Here is a 17,815-nt window from a genome sequence, read left to right as displayed (position 1 = left end):
CCATGGACGACGACATCGCGCAATGGTTGCAGACGCAGCCGCTCGACGAGCCGGTCGAGATCGACGGCGAGTTCATCTACCTGGTGCCGCAGCAGGATGGCGCCGAGCTGGGCGCCATCCTGACCCAGGCCTACGCGCCGGCCCAGTTGCAGGACGCGCTGCGCCTGGGGTTCCAGAGCGCCTTGCAGTTCGACGCCGGCCTGGGCCGCAGCGCCGACGGCCGCGACCTGGTATTGACGCAATGGCTGCCCCAGGTCGGCGGCTGGCTCGATGTGGCCGAGCCGCTGGAACAACTGCTGAACCAATTGAGCATGTGGCGCGCGGCGCTCGGCCCGCGCCAGGCGGTGGCGGTGGCGGGCGCGGCGCAACGCAACGAACAACGCCTGCGCACCCTGTTCAGCGGAGCACGACCATGAGCCATGCCAGCCTCCGCCGCCGGCTGGGCGCGGCACTGGCGGCGGCCTTGCTGCTGTGTGGCGGCCCGGGCCGGGCCGCCACGCCGGCCGGCTGGAAGGACAGCGGCTTTGCCATCAACGCCAACGGCATGAAGCTGCACGAGGTGCTGGAGGAGTTCGGCCGCGTCTACGGCGTGCGGCTGGCGGTCAGCGCCAACGGCGCCGCCATCGTCAAGGGCAAGCTGAAGGCCGACAGCGGCGCCGACTTCCTCGACCACATGATGCAGCAGTACCGCTTCCGCTGGTTCGTCTACAACGACACCCTGTACGTGGTGCCGCGCGACGAGAATTCCTCGAAGCGGCTGGAGATCGGCGAGGACGCGGTGCAGGACGCCAAGGAGGCCTTGATCGGCCTGGGCCTGTTCGACAGCCGCTTCGGCTGGGGCGAGCTGCCCGACGAGGGCACGGTGATCGTCAGCGGCCCGCGCGCCTACGTCAACCTGGTGCGCGAGGTGCTGTTGCCGGAGGAGGGCAAGGCGCATCTGAAGGGCAAGCAGATCATGGTGTTCCGCCTGAAGTACGCCAGCGCCACCGACCGCGTCATCACCAGCCGGGGCCAGGCCGAGACCATCCCCGGTGTCAAGACCATCCTGAACAACCTGCTGTACGGCGCCGGCTCGGGCGAGAAGCTGGCCGACACGCGCGGCGGCCGCTACGACGTGGCCAGCGGCAAGCGTTCGCGCCAGGAGAAGGGCGGCCGCGGTGTCGCCCGCGAGGTGGGCAACAGCCTGCTGGCGAGCGCCGAGCGGACCCAGCGCGACAACCCGCGCGGCCCGCGCGACGGCGACGAGGGCGAACCGGAGCGCGAGCGGCCCGGCCGTGGCAAGGCCGCGCCGGCGGAGGACAAGGCGCGCATCGAGGCCGACCCGTCCTTGAACGCGATCATGATCTACGACAACATCAACAAGCAGGAGATGTACAAGGGTTTGATCGCCCAGCTCGACATCGAACCGCAGCAGATCGAGATCGAGGCGCTGATCGTCGACATCGAGCGCAACAAGCTGGCCGAACTGGGGGCGGAGTGGGGCGTACGCAGCGGCAACGTGGTCAGCACCATCAACAGCACGGGCGCCGACTCGAAAGGCATCGACCTGCCCATCCCCGGCGCCACCCTGTTGATCAGCAACGCGGCGCGCTTCTACGCCCGCCTCAAGGCGCTGGAGAGCGACGGCCAGGCGCGCGTGCTGGCCAAGCCCACCGTGCTGACGCTGGACAACGTGGCGGCCGTGCTCGACCTGAACCAGACCGCCTACGTGCCGCTGGTCGGCGAGCGGGTGGCCGACCTGGCCAACGTCACCGCCGGCACCATGCTGCGCGTGGTACCGCGCATCGTGCGCGAGGGCGACACCACCCGGGTGCGGTTGGAGGTCGACATCGAGGACGGCACGCTGGGCGACGTCGCGCTGAAGAGCAACGTCACGCGCTCGACCATCAGCACCCAGGCCATCATCGACCTGCAACACACGCTGATGATAGGCGGTTACCACGCCGAGTCGGTGTCGAGCAGCCTGCAGAAGACGCCGTTGCTGGGCGACATTCCCCTGTTCGGCGGCCTGTTCCGCAGCGAGAAGACGGCGCACAGCAGCCGTGAACGGTTGTTCCTGATCACGCCGCGCCTGTCCGGCACGACCGGCGCGGCGACCGCGTTGGCGCGCTCGCGCGCGGCCAAGCTGGCGCGCCGGGTGGCGCTGGAGGACCAGCGTGGCGCGGATGGCCTAGTCCAGGACAAGGCCGGAAAGGAGAAAGTCGCTCAGGACAAGGTTACTCAGGACAAGCTGGCGAAAGCGGCGGCGCTAGAGCAAGCGGCGCAAGAGAAGGCGGCGCAGGAGAAAGTGGCGCAGGAAAAGCTGGCGCAAGAGAAGGCGGCGCAAGAGAAGGCGGCGCAGGAGAAAGTGGCGCAGGAAAAGCTGGCGCAAGAGAAGGCGGCGCAAGAGAAGGCGGCGCAGGAGAAAGTGGCGCAGGAAAAGCTGGCGCAAGAGAAGGCGGCGCAAGAGAAGGCGGCGCAAGAAAAGGCGGCGCAAGTGGCCGCTCAAGAAAAATTGGCTCAGGAAAAACTGACACAAGAGAAGGCGGCGCAGGAAAAACCGGCACGGGAGCAGGCCGCCTCGGCCGGCTCGCCGGATGTCGTGTCCATCTCCGCGACGACGGCGGCGCAGATCGCCAAGCTGGCGGCGGGCAGCACGCCGCTGCTGCTCAAAGGTGGCGCCGCGTCGCGCGTGCCGAAGGCGAAGTGCAGCAAACCCAAGCCTGTATGGCCGCCGAATATTTTGTTCTAATCAATTCAACCAGGAGGTACTGCATGCAATGGAATGAGGGCTATGTCGCCGATATCGACTATCCAAGCGGCTTCTTCGAGGAGCAAAGTCCCGCCTACCTGAATTTCGCCTGCGTGCTGAACGGTTACGAGCCGGTCGCGCTCGACGCCCCGTTCAGTTATTGCGAGTTGGGATCGGGCCGTGGCCTGACCGCCAATTTGCTGGCGGCGAGCAACCCGCAGGGCGATTTTTACGCCGCCGACTTTCTGCCGTCCCATGTGGCGGGCGCGCGGCAACTGGCCCGCTCGGCCCAGCTGGACAACCTGACCCTGCTGGAGGACAGCTTCGCCGACCTGGCCGAGGGCAGGGTGGCCGGCCTGCCGCAGTTCGACTTCATCACCCTGCACGGCGTCTACACCTGGGTCACGGCGGACAACCGTGGCCACATCGTCAATTTCATCAAGCGCTATCTGAAGCCCGGCGGCATCGTCTATGTCAGTTACAACGCCCTGCCGGGTTGGAACGCCACGCTGCCGCTACAGCGCCTGATGTTGGAGCACGCCGACCGTCATCCGGGGCGGAGCGGCGCGCAGCTGGAGGGCGCGCGCCGCTTCATCGACACGCTGCGCGCCACCAAGGCCGGCTATTTCGGCGCGCAACAACCGCGCCTGCAACATCGCCTGGATTCCTTGAAGAACGACAACGCCAACTACCTGGCGCACGAGTATATGAACCGTGGCTGGCAACCTCTGTATCACGCCGACGTCGCGCGCGACCTGGCGGCCGCCAAGCTCGACTATGTCGGCTCGACGGAGCTGCCCATGGCCTTTCCCCACCTCTACCTGTCGGCCGAGCAGCAAACCCTGCTCGACGGCATGCCCGACGAGATCATGCGCCAAACCGTGCAGGACTATCTGCTCAACACGCCGTTCCGCAACGACGTCTACGTGCGCGGCGCGCGACGCTTGACGCCGGCCAGGCGGCTCGACTGTCTGCGCCGCATGGGCCTGGCGCTGATCGTCCCCGAGGTCCGGGCGGAAGCGGAACTCGACTGGGTGCTGGGCAAGGTGCAACTGCCGCCCGAGCTGCTCACGCCGGTGTTGGCGGCCCTGCGCGCCGGTCCGGCCAGCTTCGCGCAGCTGGCCGCCCTGCCTGCCTTGGCGGCGGCGCCCCAGCCGGCCCTGTACCCGTTGGCCGAGATGGCGGCGTTGCTGGTGGCTGCCGGCCAGGCCGCCGTCTATTGCGTCGACGCGGCGCCGGCCTGCGCGCAGGCGGCGCGGCGGATGAACCTGGCGGTGGCGCGCCAGTCGCGCTTCGACGACCACTACCAGGCGCTGGCCTCGCCCCTGCTGGGCAACGGCGTCGTCGCCGGCCTGGTGCAGCGCCTGGTGTACCTGGCGTTGGCGGAGCGGGAGGGCGCGATGGAGCAGGCCGATGTCGATCCCGCGGCCGTCGCCGCCACGGTCGGCGCGCAGATGGCATTGCAGGGCTTGCGGCTGGGCGCGGCCGACGCGCCGGCGGCGGCCGAACTGGCCGATCTGGAGCAGACCGTGCGGGCGATTTTGCAGCACCGCCTGCCGCTCTGGCGCCAGCTGAAAATGCTTTGATTGATGGAACAAAGTGGCCGCTGGCGACCACTTATAGATGCTCACTATCGAGCTTGAATGCATCACCTTTACCTACTGGAGAACATTATGGGAATTCCTGGAATTTCGCAAGTTTTGGATATCGCCTCGGGCCTGATGGGCATGTTGGGCGGCGGCAGCCCCGCCGAAAAGGAAAAGAAGCAGGAACCCGGCGATCTGGCCTAAGCTAAGCCCCAGGGGGCGTTCCACTATCGGGCCTGGCGCAAGCTGATGGCCCCGATATGCCGGCAGGACCGCAAGGTTCCGCCGGTTTTTTTTTATCCTTTCCCTTTGCGTTGTTTGTGGACGAAAAAAATCCGGCCGGGCGCCAGCCGGGCCGGATGGTCCGCCGAGGCGGACCGGCCGCTTAGGCGAACTCGTACAGCATGCCGTCCTTGATCGCCTGGGTGTAGTCGTCGGTCGACAGCAGGCCGTCGTGGCCGCCGGTGACCGCCGCCTCCACCGTCTTGAACAACTCGGCGCCGTTGGCCATGTAGCGGCGCGCCGCCTCCTGCACCTCGGGCGGCACGGCGACGGTGCTGCCGTCGGCCTTGGTCAGGTAGCCGGTGCGGGCCATCTGGTCCATCTGCGTCTCGCTGAGCATCGCGCCGCCCAGCTTGTCCTTCTGGAAGTCGCGCATGGTGTGGGCCGCGCTGGAGCCGCTCGGCAGGTCGTGTTCGCACTCGCGGGTGAAGGGCTCGGTGCGGCCGGTCTCGTCCGACAGCGTGCCGTCCTTGAGCGCCTGGGTGTAGTCGCCGGTGGCCAGCAGGCCGTCATGCTTGCCGGTGACGGCCGATTCGACCTGCTTGAACAGGGCGCCGTCGTGCGCCATGAAACGCTGGGCCGCCGCCTGCATCTCGGCCGGCACGGCGATGGTGCTGCCGTCCTTCTTGGTCAGGTAGCCGGTGCGCGCCATCTGGTCCATCTGCTCCGAGCTGAGCATTTCGCCGCCCAGTTTGTCGCGCTGGAAGTCGCGCACGGTGTGGGCCGCGCTGGAGGCCGTCGGCAGCCGGTAGCGGTTGCTGCGGCAGAAGGTCTCGCTGTCGCCGCCGCCGTCGGCCGACAGCGTGCCGTCCTTGACCGCCTCGGTGTAGTCGCCGGTCGCCAGCAAGCCGTCGTGGCTGCCGGTGGTGGCCGACTCGATCTTCTTGAACAGCTCGCCTCCCTTGGCCATGAAGCGCTGCGCCGCCGACTGCACCTCGGCCGGCACGGCGACGGTGCTGCCGTCCTTTTTGGTCAGGTAGCCGGTGCGCGCCATCTGGTCCATCTGTGCCGAGCTGAGCATTTCGCCGCCCAGCTTGTCGCGCTGGAAGTCGCGGATGGTCCGGCCGGCGCTGGAGGCCGACGGCATCTCGTACTCGCCGTGGCGCTGCACCACGTCGCGCTCGTGGCGGCGCGACGACAGCATGCCCTTGTCGAGCGCGCTCTGGTAGTCGCCGGTGGCGAGCAGGCCGTCATGGCCGCCGGTGGTGGCCGACTCGACCTTTTTGAACAGCGCGCCGTCGTGCGCCATGAAGCGCTTGGCGGCGTCCTGCACGGCGGCCGGCACGGCGATGGTGCTGCCGTCCTTCTTGGTCAGGTAGCCGGTGCGGGCCATCTGGTCCATCTGCTTCGAGTCGAGCATCTCGCCGCCCAGCTTGTCGCGCTGGAAGTCGCGGATGGTGTGCGCCGCGCTGGACGAGGAAGGCAGCAGCTGCGCGCCGCGGCTGACCCGGCAGTCGTCCCGGCCGGCGTGGCGCGACAGCTTGCCGTCCTTGTAGGCCTGGTAGTAGTCGCCGGGCGCGAGGATGCCGTCCTGCTTGCCGGTGGTGGCCGCCTCGACTGATTTGAACAGCTTGGCGTCCTTGGCCATGAAGCGCTTGGCGGCGTCCTGCACCTCGGGCGGCACGGCGACGGTGCTGCCGTCCTTCTTGGTCAGGTAGCCGGTGCGGGCCATCTGGTCCATCTGCTCGGCGCTCAGGTTGGCGCCGCCCAGCTTGTCCTTCTGGAAGTCGCAGATGGTTTTCGCCGCCTTGTCCGGCGACGGCAGCGGGTACTCGTGGCGCGAGCTGACCACCTCGGTCGAGTGGTCGTTGCGCGCCAGCGTGCCGTCCTTGAGCGCCTTGCGGTAGTCGTCGGTCGAGAGCAGGCCGTCGTGGCCGCCGGTGACGGCCGATTCGATCTTCTTGAACAGCGCGCCGCCGTTGGCCATGTAGCGCTTGGCGGCGCTCTGCACCTCGTCCGGCACGGCGACGGTGCTGCCGTCCTTCTTGGTCAGGTAGCCGGTGCGCGCCATCTGGTCCATCTGTTTCGCGCTGAGCATTTCGCCGCCCAGCGCCGAGTTCTGGAAGTTCTTGATGGTGGCGCCGGCGCTGGAGGCCGACGGCAGGCGCTCCTTGCGGCCGCCGCCGTCGCCGTCGCCGCGGTTGTCCTCGCGCAGCGATTCCTTGAGCAGGCGCTTGAGCCAGTTCGGTATCGGTAGGTTGTCGATCGCCGAGGAACCGCGCTCGTGGCGCGAACCGGGCCGGCGCGGCCCCTCGTCATCGTCGTCGCAATGGTGGTGGCGCTTGTCGTGGCAATGGGCCTCGGGCTCGCGCTCGATGGTCACGACGGTGTGTCGATAGCTGTAGGTGCTCACTTCATGGTTCATGGTTTCTCCTGGTTGGACAATACGCGGCCCGCACGCGGGCGCTCAATTGAGTGCTGAAAAATTGGGCAAAGTTCCGTGTTGCGCCGCGCGGGCTGGGCGCGGGCTGTGCGCGGCCGGCGGCGGCAGGGAACCGGCGGCGCCGGCGGCGCCACTCACGGACATGAGAGATATCGCCTACACCCCCAATCTGACACCGGCGTTTGTGCCGCACGACGCCAAGCCGGCCGCGCCGGCCAATCCCAACGCGCCGCCGCAGGCGCCGCAGGCCGGCGCCGTGGCGTCGGGCCCGGCGCGCCCGCGCGGCGACGGCGCCGAGCAGACCAAGGTCACCGGCACGGCGGTGTTCGACGACCTGGCCGGGGTGAGCCAGCCGCACGTCAAGAAGCGCGACCTGAAGCAGCGCCTGACCACGGTGCAGCAGCGGTCGCGCAACACGCAGCGCAAGCAGCTCACCCGCATCAACCTGAACCAGGACGAGGACGACGAGCCGGTGCGCACGGCGGCGCTGGAGACGCTGACCGCGCTGCGCGACGGCGGGCGCGGCGCGCTGAGCGAGGAGTTGGCGGGCAAGTACGATTGTCTGCAGCACTACGCCCTGCTGCACAACGCCCTGTGCGAGGTCGACGAGCAGGACGCGCCGGCGGCCGAGAAGCAAAAGCTCAAGTCGGAGCTGAACGGCATGATGGGCGAGTTGATGGAGCAGCACCGCGACGAGATCCGCCAAGGCCTGAAGGACACCCAGGAGCTGGAGGCGGCCATGCAGAAGATGGCCGGCGGCAGCGACGCCAAGCCGGCCTCGCTGCGCGAGCTGCGCTTCATGTACGGCGCCAAGGGCAAGGGCATCTTCGATTCGCCGCTGACGCCGCTGTCGATGTCGAAGGCGTTGTTCCAGCGCTTCGGCGCCGGCAATTTCAGCAGCGGCCTGTCCGGCCTGCACACGCGCATGTCGGCCGAGCTGCGCGCCGAACAGACCAAGGGCATGACGCCGCGCCTGTGGCTGTGCATGTCCGACGCCAGCGCCTTCAACTCGGTCAAGTCGGCCTTCAAGATCGCCACCGAGCTGCGGCGCGACCTGGTGGCCAAGGCCGGCGTGCTGCCCAAGGCCAGCCCGGCGGCGATGTCGCTGTCGCTGCTGACCCTGGTCGAGGCGGGCAAGCCGAAGGCCAACAGCATCGTCGCGCAGATCCACGACACGCGCAACGCCGACAGCGGCACCAAGGACCGGGTCTACACCCAGGTGCTGCACGCGGTGCGCAACCTGTCGACCACGCTGTGGCCGCTCGACAAGATGACGCAGCGCATCGAGTTGCTCGACGAGTTGAGCAAGCAGGTGACCAGCACCCACAAGGGCATGCCGTTGATGGAGACCAGCGTCGAGCGGCGCGAGCGGGCCTGGCGCGCCGATTTCGACAAGCAGCGCGACGGCGCGGCAGCGCCGGCCCAGGCCGCGCCCGCCGCCTAGGCGGACAGCGGCGCACAACAGCGACACGAGCGGACACACTAAAGGGGGGACGATGGAAGAATTATTGATGCACCTGGCCGGCACGGCGCGGCGCGAGGGCGGCGTGGCCAGCCAACAACTGGACAACGGCATGGAACTGCTGGTGTATCCGCTGGAGGAGGGCGGCGCCCTGGTCGGCCTGGGCTACGAGCGCGACGGCGCCGGCCAGGTGCGCGCCGAACAGGTGCTGCGCCGCCGCGCCCAGGACATGGCGCGGCTGGGCGCCTGGCTGCCGGCGCTGTTTGCCGACGGCAGCTGGTATCTGCTGCGGCGCCTGCCCAACGCCAGCCTGGACGGCGCCACGCCGCTGCTGTCGCACGACGAGCTGGCGGCGGCCGAGGAGTTGCTGCAGTGAGCGCGCCGGGCATCCACTCGGGCGCCGGCGGGCGCCGCCTGCCGGCCGTCGCCGGGCCGGACGCCGGCGAGATCCACAGCGTCGCCGGGCAACTGCCGCAACGCCAGGTGGCCGGCGCCGAGCTGCTGCCGGAGCAGGCGGCCGTTTCGCTGGCGCCGCCGGCCAGCGCCACGCCCGGTCCGCTGGCGGCGCTGACGCGCCTGCTCGGCCCGTTGCTGACGGTGGCCAGTCCGGCCTGGTGCGGCGACCCGGTGCCGCGCATGCGCGCGTTGCAGAAGATGCTGGTCGAGCATTCCCTCGGCTTGGCCGAGGACGACCGCGGCGACTGCATGGCGGCCATGATGGTGCTGGAGCAGGCGGTGCAGCTGCGCCTGCGTTGGCAGCAGATGCGCAGCAGCGAGGCCGAGCCGGCGCCGGGCGCCGACGGGGAGAAGACGACATGAGGAACCGCAGCCAGCCGCGCGCCCGGCGCGACGAGATGGCGCCCGAGTTGAGCCTGGCGATCGGTTTGGTGTGGGGGCACCTGGGCGCCGGCCAGTTCGAGTCGGCGCATGAGCTGGCCTGCGGCTGCCTGCGCCTGTGGCCCGACGAGCGGCGCCTGGTCTGGATGGCCGCCTACGCCGCCGCCGAGCTGCTCGAACCGCTCGACGCGGCCACCCTGGCCGTGCTGGACGCCCTGCGCGCGGGCGGTCGCGGCGAATGGGCCGCGCTGGTGCTGCGCCGCGCCGCGGCCGTCGAGGGGAGCCGCGCATGTTGATGCCGATCGTCATCACCTTGAACCGCTGGGCGGCCAGTGTCGCCCGCCGCGCCGAGCTGTTCGCCGCCGGCGTCGTCATCGCCATCGTGCTGATGCTGGTGCTGCCGATGCCGGTCTGGCTGCTCGACATCCTGATCGCCTTCAACCTGTGCGCCGCCGGCCTGATGGTGGTGGTGTCGATGTACATGCCGGGGCCGACCGCCTTCACCACCTTCCCCGCCGTGCTGCTGCTGACCACGCTGTTCCGCCTCGCCATCGAGGTCGCCACCACCCGCTTGATCCTGCTGGAGGGCTTCGCCGGCCACATCGTCGAGACCTTCGGCAACTTCGTCGTCGGCGGCAACCTGGTGGTCGGCCTGGTGGTGTTCCTGATCCTGACGGTGGTGCAGTTCATCGTCATCACCAAGGGCTCGGAGCGGGTCTCCGAGGTGGCCGCCCGCTTCTCGCTCGACGCCATGCCGGGCAAGCAGATGTCGATCGACAGCGACCTGCGCGCCGGCCTGCTGAGCGGCGAGGAGGCCAAGAAGAAGCGCTCCGAGCTGGGCAAGGAAAGCCAGCTGCACGGCGCCATGGACGGCGCCATGAAGTTCGTCAAGGGCGACGCCATCGCCGGCTTGTGCATCGTCGCCGTCAACCTGATCGGCGGCATTTCGATCGGCGTGATCCAGCGCGGCATGACGGCGGCCGACGCGATGAAGCTGTATTCGATCCTGACCATCGGCGACGCCCTGATCGCGCAGATTCCGGCGCTGCTGATCTCGCTGGCGGCCGGCATGATCACCACCCGCATCGCCGGCGACGACCAGGAGGAGGGCGAGCCGGCGCCCAACATCGGCCAGACCATCGTCGCCGAGTTGTTCGCCGAGCCCAAGGCGCTGCTGACGGCGGCCTTCATCATGCTGCTGTTCGGCGCCATCCCCGGCATGCCGCTGCTGGTGTTCGGCACGCTGGCGCTGGCGTTGGGAGTGGGCGGCGCGCTCGGCCTGCTCAAGCCGCTGGCCGACGCCGAGGTCAAGCGCCTGAGCGACGATCTGGACAAGCGCAACGCCAAGATCGTCGACCTGACCACCTTCGCCGCCACCAAGGCCTTCCTGGTGCGCATGCCCGAGGACCTGGCCGGCGGCGCGCCGGCCGAGGCGATCAACAGCGCCGTGCGCATCATGCGCAACGGCATGCTCGAACACCGCGGCATCCCCGACGTGCAGCCCATCGAGTTCCAGTTCCACGCCTCGATCCCGAGCGGGCGGGTGCACTTCATGATGGCCGAGGTGCCGCTGGTCGATGTCGAGATCCGCAGCGGCTGGGCGGCCACCTCGGAGACGGCCGAGCGCATGCGCGAGCTGGGTTTCACCGTCGTCGAGGACGCCATCAGCGGCACACGCCGGCGCCGCGTCTGGGTGCGCCTGGACGACGAGGAACAGCTCAAGGCGGCCGGCGTGCGTTACCTGAAGTGGGAGGCGGTGCTGGCCTGCGACATCGAGGTGGAGATGCTGCGCAACTGCCAGATGTTCGTCGGCGTGCACGAGGTGCAACGCTTCTCGCGCTGGGCCGACCGCCGCTTCCCCGAACTGGGCAAGGAGATCACCAAGTCGGTCACCTTGCCGCGGCTGACCGAGGTGGTGCAGCGTCTGGTGCGCGAGGGCGTCTCGCTGCGCAACGCCCGCCTGCTGCTGGAGACCACGCTGGAGTGGTCGCAGAAGGAGCGCGACCCGGACGTGGTGGCCGACTACGTGCGCCTGGCGTTGAAGCGCCAGTTGTGCTACGAGGTGGCGCGCGACGGCTTGATCGAGGTGGTGCTGCTGTCGCCGGAGCTGGAGGACCAGCTGCGCAACGCCATGCGCCAGACCAGCCAGGGCACCTACTTGGAGCTCGACCCGGAGGTCGAGCAGACCATCCTCGACCGCCTCGGCGCGCTGTCCGGCACCGGCGGCACGCCGGCCGCGCCGCCGGTGCTGGTGACGGCGGCCGACATCCGCCGTTCGGTGCGCAAGCTGATCGAGGAGGAGTTCTTTTCGGTGCCGGTGTTCGCCTTCTCCGAGCTGACCCAGCACGCCCGCGTGCAGCCGGTCGGCATGATCGAGTTGTGACAATTATCCATAGGAGAAAAAAATGTTGAACGCCGTACTGAGCAGCGCCGCCACCTTGGTCGGTTATGGTGCCACGCCGCCCGAGTTGGGCGACAAGCTGGCCGAGTTCCGCCACGGCGGGCAGGCGCAGGGCAGCGCCTTCATGCACGAGAACGTCCCCTTTCTCCACCAGCCCCACATCAATCAGTGCGCCGACGCCTGCATGAACATGCTCAAGCAGTTTCACGGCAAGCCTCCGGATGACTTGTCGAGCAATTCGCGTGGCGTGCTGGAGGGACTCGATTCCGACCAGGTCCTGGCGCACATGGCGGCCGCCGGCCTGGAGCGGGCGCCGCTGATGCTGCCCTTCAGCCGTCACTGGCAGCCGGACAAACTGCGGCGGGCACTGGCCGAGCATGGCCCGGTGCAGTGCTCGATTTCGAACACCGGCGGCTTGACCTACCACAGTGTGCTGCTGGTCGGCGTCAACGAGAAAGAGGTGCTGCTGCACGACCCCTGGGGCAAGGGGCCGACCACCATGCCGTTGACGGAGTTCGAGGGCAAGCTCGACTGGACCGACCCCACTTGCATGCTGGCCTTCGAACTGCCCAAGGCGGCAGCGGAGCCGGCGGCCAGGCCCGCGTCGACCAGGGCGCGCATCGATTCGCTCATGCGCAACCAGTCGGCGGCCGGCTAGTTATCCGTCGGCGGTACGGAACGGCCCGGCGCGACTGCGCGCCGGGCCGTTTCGCTTAGATGATCGTCGTCGAGCCGGTGGCCGGCGCCGTGTTGGCGGCCGCCAGCGCGGCGGCCGCCGCATCCACCGCCGCCTGCGCCGCGCCGGGCGCCAACTTGGCGGCGGCGGCGACGATGGCCGGTTCTTCGAGCGGAAGGGCTTGCAGGCGCGCGTCGGAATATCGGCTGTTTTCGCGGAAGTGCTGCATGGTCTGCGTGAAGGCTTGTTCGGCCGCGTCCGCGACCGCCGTGTCCTCTTGATTATCCATCAAGCGGAGGTAGTCGGAGACGAATTCCTGGGCCGAGTCGGCGGCGAGCGCCAGGGCGTGGTCACGGCTGGGGGCCGCCCTGATCGCCGTCGCCAGCGCCTGGGCGGCGGGCGGATTCAGGTTAAGGTTCAGCCCCAGGCCCGGTCCCTGCATCGGTGGGGCCGGCGGCGGCAGCGCCGGCAGTGGCGCCGGGTCGAGCTGGTTGCCGACCCACATGGACGAGTGTAATGAGTGGCCGCCGTCGTAATTGACGAACATCATGGTCGCCAACAAGACGTCGTTCTGGTTCACATTCGGCGGCTGGCCCGGGACCGGCGGATTGTCTACCAAATCCTTACTATAGTGCAGCATCAGATTGGTGGTGCCGGAGACGCCGCCGACCCAGGGCAGGCCGTGGCTGAGCGCCTGCTGTACCGCCCTCGATGGGCGATTGTCCGGCGCCGGCGTCGGCGGCGGATTGCCATACTGGTAGTTCCGCGGCGCCAGATGGTCGAAATTGGGCCGGTTGCGCAAACCCGGCGGGACGGCGGGCTGCAAATGATTCGCCGTTACGGCCGACTTCTGATGACGCATCATGGTGCCTACCCGCTGGCTCTTTTCCACCGTACTTTTTGCGCTGGCCTGCGCATCCTGGAAATCCAATTGGTGGTTGGCGCTGATTTCCATCATACCCATGCAATACTGACGGACATGCGTCGCGAGGTCGGGCGGGATTTGAGGTGCGGTGGGATCGGGGCTGGCGTTGAAGATCAGCTGCTGCGCCGATAAGGCCAAATGCGCGGGCACTTGATGGCTCAGTTGCTGTAGCGTTTCCGACGCCAGTCGCGCCGCCATCTGCGCGACATATTGCGTTTTTATTTCATCCTTGGTCTGGGCCTGCCCGGGCGCTTGTCCCTTGAAACGCCGATCCAGTTCCGCTTGCAGCAATGGTCTGCCGCCAGCGTCCAGTTGAGTGCTCAGCAAGGCCTCCAATGGCGCCTGCATGTCTGTCGCCAGCGACCTCTGGAGTGTCGCCAGTTGCCAACCGACGTAGCCTCGCAAGTTGTGTTCCTCGCCCCTCGGATCGGTCTGGCCATTGCTCCACTGGGCGTGTGCGGCGACGGCGTCCTGCCCGGGAATCTGCAGAAATGGCTCGATCGCCGGCATCAACAGTGCGCCCGCCGTGGTTTTATCCCGCCATTGCTGCGCCCCGAACGCGCCGAGAAAGTCGCCTTGCTTGTCCTGCCGGTTGACTTGTTGGCCGATGACGGTGCCGTAGTTGAAGTCGGCTTTCTGGCGCCAGGCGGGCGGCACGTCGGGGTTGTAGAGCACCAGTTTGACGGCGACGTAAGGAATGGCCAGACAATCGACACCATTGGTTTTTGGCGCGCACAGGAAGGCATCGAGCGCTGCGCGTCGGCTCGCCGTGTCGGGCGCGTTCAAAAACGCCTGGAGCAAGGGCGAGGCGCCTTCCCAGCCGCGCGGCTCGTGCCGCATGGCGTCGTGCACGGCGTCGACGTGCTGGTTGATAAGCTGATCTTTCTGTTGTCGCGTCGCGGCATCGGCGCCCTTCCACAGACATTGGTCGGCAATCGCCCTACCCAAGGACGTCATGCTGCCCAACATGCGTTGCGGCGGCTTGGCGACCAGCGCGGCGGCGAAGGCGGTATCGTAGGCTCGGCCGTAGACGTTGTCGTGCAGGCGCGTCTTGTAGGTCAGCTCGTCGCGGTTGCGATTGAAATCGTCGTGCGTGGCGTCGGGCAGCTCGGCGCCAAGATGGCGGGCCAATTCCTCCAGTTTAGGCAGGCCGGCGTTCTGGCAACGGGTGGCGACCTGGTCAAAATAGTCGCGGCTGTCGGCAAAGCTCATTTCATGCTTGAGCCACTTTTGTTTGGCGTCGACGAGCAAGGCGTGCAGCTCTGGTTGCTGCGGCGCGGTGGCGGTGGCGGCGCTGATGTCGCTGTCGAGAGTGGCCATCCATTGCATCATGCATTCGGTCGGCATGCGTTTCACATTCGGCGGCGCTTTGGACAAAGGGCGCGAGGCGGCGTTGGCGCCGGGCGCCGCGGGCTGGTGTTGCTGCATCTTCTGCACCCTTGCGGCGGTGTTGCCGGTTGGGCGAGGCGGCGTCGTGCTCGCGGCCGGCAACGTTGGCGTGGCCGGCGACACGGGCGTGGACGTGGCGACGGGACTGTTGGTGGGATGCGCAACGAGGGGGATGGGATTGGATGCTGAAATGGGCATGCTGCTTATCTCCTGGTGGGTGGAAGGGGAGCACCGCTGGCGATCCGCGCAGCGCGCTCGTCAATGAGTGGCGGGGCCTGTGCCGCGGTTCGCGCCGGCGTTCGATCGCCGTGTTCGGCGGCTGTTTTTGCGCGGCCAGGGAACCGGGCGCCGGCGGCGGCGACTCACCGACATGCGTGTGCATTCTGGCCGGAGGTTGATCATGTTTGAGTTGCGGGTATTGAACGGTTTGCATCGGGGCGCGGCGCTGCCGCTCGACGAACAGGTCTTGTTGATCGGCGCCAGCGACGACGCCGGCGTGGTGCTGGTCGATCCGGGCGTGGCGGAGCGGCACGCCAGCTTGTCGCCGAATGGCGACGGCTGGCTGCTGGCGGCGCTGGACGGCGTGCTGCACGCCGCCGACAGCGGGCGTGCGCAAAGCGCGATCGACCTGGCGCCGGGCGACTGCGCGCGGCTCGGTCCGATCTGGCTGGCGGTGATGGCGCAGGACGCCGCCTGGATCGAGGCGCCGGCGACGTTGCCGGAGGAGCCGCTGTTCGACGCCCTTGCCGAGGCGGCGGACGTGTCGGCGGCGCTGGCGGAGGAACGCGGCGGCATGCCCGGCGGCCCGGTTGCCGGCGGCGGCGCCGGTGCCGCCGATGCGGCGCGGCGGGACGGCGCGCCGGAAGGGGGGCCGGAAGGGGCGCCGTTGGATGGGACCGCGGACGCGGCGCCCGGCGCGTCCGGAGGAGCCGCCGCCGCCGGGCCGGCGCGGCGCCGCAGGGGCGGCTTGCGTGGCCTGGGCGGCCTGCTGGTGCGCCGCCGCGTGCTGTTGCCGCTGCTGGTGACCATGCTGAGTTGCGCGGCGGCCTACGCCATCACCAGCAAGCCCGAGGGCACGCTGGCGTCCAAGAAGGCGGTGGCGCAGGCGCGGCTGGACGGGCCGTCGGCATCGTCCGGCAAGCCGGCCGACAAGACGGTGGCGGCGGCCTTCGACGCGCTGCACGCCGACGCGGCGCCAAGCCGGCCGTTGACCGCCGACGAGTTGCGCGCCGCCTTCCGCAAGCGCCTCTCCGACGCCGATCTGCTGAAGCGCTTCGACCTCGACCTGCAGGAGCAGCAGTGGCTGATGCAGGCCGCGCTGGACGACGACGAGGCCGACCGCTTCGCCCGCATCCTGACGGCTTTCGTCAAGCAGCACCACATCGGCTTCCACATCAGCGCCAAGATCGGCAGCGGCGAGTCGATGTTGCCGTTCAAGATCAAACAGGTGGTGTCCGGCGCCAACGCCAGCGTCATCACGCAGGACGGCGAGCGGGTCTATGTGGGCGACGAGTACCGCGGCGTGCGGCTGGTGGCGATCCAGGCCAACCAGCTGAGCTTCGCCGGCAAGCGCAAGATCGAGGTGAAGTGGTGAGCGCCGCCGTGGCCGACGCGGCCGACGCGGCCGACGCGACCTTCGACGACGCGCTGGCGCAGCGCCTGGCGCAGCTGCGCGGCAAGCTGCCGGGCTGGCTGGCGCAGTTGCCGACGCAGCCGGGCTTCAGCAGCCACGGCAAGGTGTCGCAGGTGCTGGGCACCTTGATCGAGGCGCACATGCCGCCGGTGCGCATCGGCGAGCTGTGCCACTTGCACGACCCGGCGCGGCCCGGCCAGCCGATGCTGGCCGAGGTGGTCGGCTTCACCGACAAGGCGGCCATCCTGTCGGCCCTCAGCCCGCTTGAGGGGGTCTCCAACCGCACCGTGGTCGAGCCGCTGCGCCGCTCGCACTCGGTGGAGGCGGGCGACCACCTGTACGGCGCGGTGCTCGACGGCTTCGGCCGCGTGCTGTTCCGCGCCCCGGCGGCGGCCGGCAACGTGGCCACCTGGCGCGCCACGGTGCCGGTGATCCGCGACGCGCCGGTGGCCACCGACCGGCCGCGCATCAGCGTGGCGCTGGCCACCGGCGTGCGCGCCATCGACGGCATGCTGACCATGGGCGTGGGCCAGCGCATCGGCGTGTTCGCCGGGCCGGGCTGCGGCAAGACCACCTTGATGGCGGCCATCGCGCGCGGCTGCGAGGCCGACGTCATCATCTTCGGCTTGATCGGCGAGCGCGGCCGCGAGCTCAACGAGTTCCTCGAACACGAACTGGACGAGGCGCTGGTGCGCAAGACCATCATCGTCTGCGCCACCTCGGACCGCACCTCGATGGAGCGCTCGCGCGCCGCCTTCACCGCCACCGCCATCGCCGAGGCCTTTCGCGCGCGCGGCAAGAAGGTGCTGCTGCTGATTGATTCGCTGACCCGCTTCGCGCGGGCGCAGCGCGAGATCGGCCTGGCGGCGGGCGAGCCGCCGGCCCGTGGCGGCTTCACACCCTCGGTCTACACCAATCTGCCGCGCCTGATCGAGCGCGCCGGCAGCACGCCGGAGGGCTCGATCACGGCCATGTACACGGTGCTGGTGGACGGCGACAACGCCTCCGACCCGATCGGCGACGAGGCCAAGTCGCTGCTCGACGGGCACATCCTGCTGACGCGAAAATTGGCCGAGCAGGGCCACTATCCGGCCATCGACGTCCTGGCCAGCATCAGCCGGGTGATGGGCAACGTGACCACGCGCGAACACCGCAAGGCCGCCTCGCGCTTCCGCGAGCTGATGGCGCGTTACCAAGAGATGGAGCTGTTGATCCGGCTGGGCGAATACAAGGCCGGCACCGATCCGTTGGCCGACCGCGCCGTGCAGTTGCGTCCCGAGCAGCTGGCCTTCCTGCGCCAGGACACCAGCAGTAGCGCCGACTACCGCGAGGCGCTGGCCAAGCTGGAGGCGCTGGCGGCATGAGCGGCCTGGGTCGCTCGGGCAAGCGGCGCCAGCGCGAGGTGGTCGACGTGGTCGAGCCGGTCGCGCCCGACCGCAGCCTGGACAAGCTGCTGCACGTGCGCAAGCAGCGGCTCGATCGTTTCGAGCGCGAGCGCCAGGAGGCGCGG

Annotated in this window: 14 protein-coding genes; 12 read left to right on the top strand and 2 right to left on the bottom strand. The window is 68.9% G+C overall.

Annotated features, from left to right (window positions below):
• Positions 1–2 precede the first annotated feature (2 nt).
• From H7U20_RS17265 to H7U20_RS17250, 4 genes are read left to right on the top strand one after another with little or no spacing between them, the layout of a single operon-like run.
• Positions 3–416, top strand: a complete 414-nt coding sequence (locus H7U20_RS17265; RefSeq protein WP_199760364.1) for a hypothetical protein — start codon at positions 3–5, stop codon at positions 414–416.
• A complete protein-coding gene (gene sctC / locus H7U20_RS17260; RefSeq protein ID WP_199760363.1) occupies positions 413–2,731 on the top strand; it encodes a type III secretion system outer membrane ring subunit SctC in 2,319 nt (772 codons plus the stop codon). The genes H7U20_RS17265 and sctC overlap by 4 nt, the downstream gene beginning before the upstream one ends.
• 23 nt (positions 2,732–2,754) lie before the next feature.
• Positions 2,755–4,317 (top strand): class I SAM-dependent methyltransferase, encoded by a 1,563-nt coding sequence (locus H7U20_RS17255; RefSeq protein WP_199760362.1) that lies wholly within the window; start codon positions 2,755–2,757, stop codon positions 4,315–4,317.
• 57 nt (positions 4,318–4,374) lie between these two features.
• Positions 4,375–4,521, top strand: coding sequence for a hypothetical protein (locus H7U20_RS17250; RefSeq protein WP_199760361.1), 147 nt, complete (start codon positions 4,375–4,377; stop codon positions 4,519–4,521).
• A gap of 181 nt (positions 4,522–4,702) precedes the next feature.
• Here H7U20_RS17250 and H7U20_RS17245 read toward each other — a convergent pair whose 3' ends face one another.
• On the bottom strand, positions 4,703–6,964 hold the full coding sequence (locus H7U20_RS17245; RefSeq protein WP_199760360.1) for a hypothetical protein: 2,262 nt from the start codon (positions 6,962–6,964) through the stop codon (positions 4,703–4,705).
• A 160-nt stretch (positions 6,965–7,124) separates the two neighbouring features.
• Here H7U20_RS17245 and H7U20_RS17240 point away from each other — a divergent pair, with 160 nt between their 5' ends.
• From H7U20_RS17240 to H7U20_RS17215, 6 genes are read left to right on the top strand one after another with little or no spacing between them, the layout of a single operon-like run.
• Entirely contained in the window at positions 7,125–8,426 is a 1,302-nt protein-coding gene (locus tag H7U20_RS17240; RefSeq protein WP_199760359.1) for a hypothetical protein, read from the top strand.
• Positions 8,427–8,478: 52 nt separating this feature from the next.
• Positions 8,479–8,820, top strand: a complete 342-nt coding sequence (locus tag H7U20_RS17235) for a hypothetical protein (RefSeq protein WP_199760358.1) — start codon at positions 8,479–8,481, stop codon at positions 8,818–8,820.
• Positions 8,817–9,263, top strand: coding sequence for a hypothetical protein (locus H7U20_RS17230; RefSeq protein WP_370593168.1), 447 nt, complete (start codon positions 8,817–8,819; stop codon positions 9,261–9,263). The genes H7U20_RS17235 and H7U20_RS17230 overlap by 4 nt, the downstream gene beginning before the upstream one ends.
• Entirely contained in the window at positions 9,260–9,577 is a 318-nt protein-coding gene (locus H7U20_RS17225) for a hypothetical protein (protein WP_199760357.1), read from the top strand. The genes H7U20_RS17230 and H7U20_RS17225 overlap by 4 nt, the downstream gene beginning before the upstream one ends.
• Entirely contained in the window at positions 9,571–11,664 is a 2,094-nt protein-coding gene (gene sctV, locus H7U20_RS17220) for a type III secretion system export apparatus subunit SctV (protein ID WP_199760356.1), read from the top strand. Before H7U20_RS17225 ends, sctV begins: the two co-directional genes overlap by 7 nt.
• A gap of 22 nt (positions 11,665–11,686) precedes the next feature.
• Complete coding sequence (locus H7U20_RS17215) at positions 11,687–12,340, top strand: papain-like cysteine protease family protein (protein WP_199760355.1); 654 nt, start codon at positions 11,687–11,689, stop codon at positions 12,338–12,340.
• Positions 12,341–12,395: 55 nt separating this feature from the next.
• On the opposite strand, the gene H7U20_RS17210 is transcribed toward H7U20_RS17215, so the two are convergent.
• Positions 12,396–14,870, bottom strand: a complete 2,475-nt coding sequence (locus H7U20_RS17210; protein WP_199760354.1) for a hypothetical protein — start codon at positions 14,868–14,870, stop codon at positions 12,396–12,398.
• A gap of 202 nt (positions 14,871–15,072) precedes the next feature.
• Here H7U20_RS17210 and H7U20_RS17205 point away from each other — a divergent pair, with 202 nt between their 5' ends.
• Entirely contained in the window at positions 15,073–16,266 is a 1,194-nt protein-coding gene (locus tag H7U20_RS17205; RefSeq protein WP_199760353.1) for an FHA domain-containing protein, read from the top strand.
• The gene (locus H7U20_RS17200) at positions 16,263–17,669 is read left to right on the top strand and encodes a FliI/YscN family ATPase (RefSeq protein WP_370593167.1); all 1,407 of its coding nucleotides are present in this window, start codon (positions 16,263–16,265) and stop codon (positions 17,667–17,669) included. The genes H7U20_RS17205 and H7U20_RS17200 overlap by 4 nt, the downstream gene beginning before the upstream one ends.
• Positions 17,670–17,815 lie beyond the last annotated feature (146 nt).

Origin of the sequence: Rugamonas violacea (genome assembly GCF_016461825.1) — a bacterium.
Lineage (GTDB): Bacteria > Pseudomonadota > Gammaproteobacteria > Burkholderiales > Burkholderiaceae_D > Rugamonas.
Note: the sequence above shows the minus strand (reverse complement) of the source record. Positions and strands in the feature narration are given on the sequence as shown.

Bases quoted from the DNA above. Each gene is read 5' to 3' on its own strand.
- H7U20_RS17265 (WP_199760364.1), top strand. From the start codon at position 3: ATGGACGACGACATCGCGCAATGGTTGCAGACGCAGCCGCTCGACGAG.
- sctC (WP_199760363.1), top strand. From the start codon at position 413: ATGAGCCATGCCAGCCTCCGCCGCCGGCTGGGCGCGGCACTGGCGGCG.
- H7U20_RS17255 (WP_199760362.1), top strand. From the start codon at position 2,755: ATGCAATGGAATGAGGGCTATGTCGCCGATATCGACTATCCAAGCGGC.
- H7U20_RS17250 (WP_199760361.1), top strand. From the start codon at position 4,375: ATGCATCACCTTTACCTACTGGAGAACATTATGGGAATTCCTGGAATT.
- H7U20_RS17245 (WP_199760360.1), bottom strand. From the start codon at position 6,964: ATGAACCATGAAGTGAGCACCTACAGCTATCGACACACCGTCGTGACC.
- H7U20_RS17240 (WP_199760359.1), top strand. From the start codon at position 7,125: ATGAGAGATATCGCCTACACCCCCAATCTGACACCGGCGTTTGTGCCG.
- H7U20_RS17235 (WP_199760358.1), top strand. From the start codon at position 8,479: ATGGAAGAATTATTGATGCACCTGGCCGGCACGGCGCGGCGCGAGGGC.
- H7U20_RS17225 (WP_199760357.1), top strand. From the start codon at position 9,260: ATGAGGAACCGCAGCCAGCCGCGCGCCCGGCGCGACGAGATGGCGCCC.
- sctV (WP_199760356.1), top strand. From the start codon at position 9,571: ATGTTGATGCCGATCGTCATCACCTTGAACCGCTGGGCGGCCAGTGTC.
- H7U20_RS17215 (WP_199760355.1), top strand. From the start codon at position 11,687: ATGTTGAACGCCGTACTGAGCAGCGCCGCCACCTTGGTCGGTTATGGT.
- H7U20_RS17210 (WP_199760354.1), bottom strand. From the start codon at position 14,870: ATGCCCATTTCAGCATCCAATCCCATCCCCCTCGTTGCGCATCCCACC.
- H7U20_RS17205 (WP_199760353.1), top strand. From the start codon at position 15,073: ATGTTTGAGTTGCGGGTATTGAACGGTTTGCATCGGGGCGCGGCGCTG.